Source organism: Synechococcus lacustris str. Tous, assembly GCF_003011125.1.
Classification (GTDB): Bacteria; Cyanobacteriota; Cyanobacteriia; order PCC-6307; family Cyanobiaceae; genus Synechococcus_D; species Synechococcus_D lacustris.
On record NZ_PXVC01000118.1, the window covers coordinates 1 to 3,916 of the forward strand.

At 49.8% G+C, this 3,916-nt stretch carries 3 protein-coding genes and 1 pseudogene; 2 read left to right on the forward strand and 2 right to left on the reverse strand.

All coding sequences use genetic code 11. The features are described 5' to 3' along the window. On the reverse strand, positions 1–410 hold a 410-nt coding region (locus C7K08_RS16530; protein WP_241537264.1), incomplete at its 3' end, for a hypothetical protein. A 300-nt stretch (positions 411–710) separates the two neighbouring features. Further along, positions 711–1,142, reverse strand: a pseudogene (locus C7K08_RS16945) (two-partner secretion domain-containing protein); the annotation flags it as partial. Positions 1,143–1,185: 43 nt separating this feature from the next. Here C7K08_RS16945 and C7K08_RS12990 point away from each other — a divergent pair. Together C7K08_RS12990 and C7K08_RS12995 are read left to right on the forward strand one after the other, a co-directional pair. Further along, the gene (locus C7K08_RS12990; RefSeq protein ID WP_106500989.1) at positions 1,186–2,802 is read left to right on the forward strand and encodes a ShlB/FhaC/HecB family hemolysin secretion/activation protein; all 1,617 of its coding nucleotides are present in this window, start codon (positions 1,186–1,188) and stop codon (positions 2,800–2,802) included. A 2-nt stretch (positions 2,803–2,804) separates the two neighbouring features. Then, positions 2,805–3,916 (forward strand): CHASE2 domain-containing protein (locus tag C7K08_RS12995; RefSeq protein WP_117434657.1); only part of this gene is annotated, 1,112 nt, incomplete at its 3' end.

Below are 3,916 nucleotides of genomic sequence, written 5' to 3' on the forward strand. Positions count from 1 at the left end.
ACTAAGGTTTGATAAATTCCGCCGCCTAAATAGGGAGTGAAGTTGACAACTGTGCCGCTGGTGATGTTATTTGCAACAGTCCATGGCCCCAACACAGTTTCTCGGCCAATCACTCTTAGGGAAGTTGCAGTGTTAATGTAAGGCTCAATGTTAGCTTTTATTTGAATATTGCCCGAGGCGCAATTGGTGCCACATGGCACTCCAAAACCAGCCAAATTACTCAAATCAGGTGTAGTGCTTACAAAGCCAGATTGGGGAGCAGMTCCACCCACCTGGGAGGCACTTGTATAGGGAGTAAATGTGCCAGCACTTGGGCTATAACTTCCCACCTGAAAAKTAGTGGAGAGATCTGAAGCAGCTCCGATAAAAGCTCCCTTAAAAGCTTGGGCATAAATACGCAACTTATCCACTTTTAGAGGATCACCTTCRATATTAATTTTTGAGCCRGCAAGRTTTAAGTGGGGCAAACTAAAGCCCCCCTGCACACTAATAGGAGCRCCRCCTTGYCCCTGGGCCGTTGTTGAACTGGTGGAATCCATTAGAAATCCMACAAATTCCGCAGTGTTCCAATTAGGAGTGGTTACTTGCAAACCGCTAGCACTGATATTCATATCAAATGGAAACAAAGCTTGGCTTGATGGATCGCGAAACATCAATGCATCCACCGCGAACAGTGATAGAGGTGTTAAACCACTAATCGAAAAACCTTTTTCCACAATGAATCCAAACGGATTCATCAACATCAACTCAGGGCTRGCACCGCSCCAATTGCGACCTCCCAAAGGACCTGCCAATTTGCTTGGCCCCGTTTCAATCCGGCCAAAAATTGTCTGTACACCGCTAGTACCACTGCCATCAAATACGGCGGAGCTGCCCGGAGCTATATCAAAACGACTAAATGAATGGAAAAGCTTGTTGCCCCGCTGGRTGCCCCCTGTTATTACCGCWTCAGAACTGGTGCCACCMACCTGTGTRGATAAATTACGCGCTCCACTGCTACCCASCACTTGGGCARTGGCATTGGTTGACAGCCCAAAACTCAAGCCCAGCACTGCAAAAAGGCCTACTGTGAAGTTCCGATTTTTTGCCAGTGCCATGGGCTGCCAGTGGAATTGGTGAATCCTCCCCCCAGACAATCTCATAAACACAGGCAAAAATCACTAAATACTGTGCGGCCCCTCACAAATGCTTTGGCTGCTRGCCCAATTGGTTGAACCGGCCCTGCAGCCAGGCCCCGTAAGGCTGCCRAGCAATGTGCCAATCGAAAGAGCCGCGCCAGCCACGGCCGCGCCAGCGGTTGAACTAAGCCCAGAATTAAAAGATTCTCGTTTATACACGCCAGAGGCATTGCAAGATCAATTAGAGCGCTGCCAGCAAGAGAATCCCATTAATAATAATATTCAAAACCTGAAYAATTGCGCCGCTGCCCTCACCGCCCAGCTCGTTGCAAAGGGCTACTTAAATTCAAGGGTAATCGTTGATCAACTAACAAATCCAGCGCGGTTGGAATTAGTAGAAGGCAGGTTAGTTGAATTAAGGGTGCAAAGCAGTAATGCCGCCTTGGCTCGCAGGGTTAAAGCATGGTTAGCTCCGCTGCAACAGGGACCCCTTCGGGTTTCTTTGTTAGAGGAAAATTTGCAAAAACTCAGGCAACGGCCAGACGTGGCAGCGGTGCGTGGCAACCTAGGCCGCTTGGGTAGTGATCCAGCCAAGGCTGTGTTAAACATCACAGTKGAGCCCGCTGCTCAACCGATCAGAGGTGAAATAAACCTTCGCAATGATGGTAACCCAGGCACTGGAGAAGCCCGCGGAGTGCTTGGYCTTAGCAAAATTGGCCTTCTCCAAAACAGCGATCAACTCCTTGTTTTTGCTGAAATCAATACYGATCGCGACCCAGAAGTTGGCTATGTACTCGGATCAATTAGTTACACAGCTAATCTAAATAATCARCTGAGTTTCACCAGTGCCTTTGGTTATAGTCGCCGCAATCTAATCGAAATAGATCARCCATAYCATGATCTTTCCTACAGGCAATTACAAGGYTATGGYCAATTAAATTGGAACCTAATAGATGGCTTAAGTTCTCAATTGTACGCATTTGCTGGGCTCAGTGTTAACCGCAACGATGTGTTTTTAGCAGATAAAGCAGTTCCCCTACTTGTTGGTGGCAATAGCAACGGCTGGTTGCGCACYGGTTTYATTCGWRCWGGCCTTGGYTTCAACAACTCTGGCCAATCCCTTGCCTGGGGAGGGCAGTTATATGGCTTACAGGGAATTCAGGGYTTTTCCACYCCCAGCCAACAGCTTGCCCTTGGCGAAGTTGGCATTCGYCCTGGAGAAGCCAGGGCAATAGGGGCAAGCCTATCGGGCAGTTGGTTAGCCCTACCCCAATTGCAATTAAGCATTCGCAGCGCTGCCCAATGGGCCTTTAACCCCCTCAGCAGCGACATGGGATTCAGCATTGGCAGTGATAGTGGCCTCCGCGGTTTGCCGGGCCAGCTGGTTAGTGGCGACAGCGGCTATCTGGGCTACATAGAGGCCGCCTATACCCTTTGGAAAGGTGGCTCTAATCGCCTACAGCTAGTGCCTTTTATCGGTGCCGGCGGGGTTGAAAGCAACCGCAACTCAATCAATTTCAACGACACCGCTGGAGCGGGGGGGGCATTTTTACGTTGGCAGCAGGGAAATACKTGGAGTGTGGAGCTCGGCTGGGTGGGTCCCTTCCAAACAGAAGCGCAAACCCTTTGGAATAACTGGCTKATAAGTGATGGTTTGTATAGCCAAMTAAAAGTGCGTTTTTGAAAATGCTTTTTCCCAGCCCAAGGCGCTGGAACCACTGGATCAGCTTAGTAACCCCCTATGGGGTTGCTGGAATTTTGCTTTGGGGATTAAGCAGTAGCGGCATTGGCGAAAACCTCAAYCTTTTGCTCTACGACGCCAGCATCCAAGTGCGCAAAGCACCCAGCGGTATCGATACACCAATTCGCTTAATTGGTATCAATGAAGCGGATATCCGTAGATATGGCTGGCCCATAAACGACAGGCAGCTCACAGCAGGTTTGCAAATCCTTAGGGCAGCTGGCGCCACCGCCATCGGCTTAGATATCTACCGCGATAAGGGTRTCGATCCAGGTAGTGCTGAATTACGCCAAGAGTTAAAAGAAAATCCAAARTTGGTGGCAATTTTTAATGCCGCTGAGGCAATTCCAGCGCCTCCGGGCACCCGCCCCCAGCAGCAAGCTTTCAATGATCTGGTTTTAGATGGCGATGGGGTRCTAMGGCGCGACCTGGTGCACGTTGATGGCCAACCACCTGCCTATTTAGCTTTACCGCTACGCCTATGGGAAAAGGCYCARRGCAATCAGCAACTGCGTTCAACTTTTAAAAATCCCCAACTGCAAAGTCGCTGGYTAACRCCAGGTTCCGGTGGATACARGCAAGTGGATGCAGCTGGTAGACAAMGAATGCTGASTTTTKTACAACCTGGTAGCTTTCCTATTTGGAACCTCTCATCCCTTTTAGATAACAAAATTCCAAAGGCTGATCTAAAGGGCAAAATTATTTTAATCGGTAGTGTTGCACCCTCTCTTCGGGATGATTTCAACACGCCCCACACCCGTTTTAGTGCTGCTGCACAACTGGCCACAATGCCTGGTGTGGAAGTGCATGCCCACCGCTTAGCAGCCCTAAGCCGCCTAGGGCAGGGCAACCACTACCAAATGGATGTGCTTCCGGCTTTCACTGAAACAATTGCCTTAGCACTGATTACAGCTGCCGGCATCGCCATTGGCGAAGGAATTAAGGCCCTACGGCGCAGCGGTTGGGTGCTGCTTAGTGGTGAGCTTTTACTGCTAGCAATTGCTTTTGGCCTGCTGCTTCAAGGCATTTGGATTGGCATCAGCACCCCCATGACTAC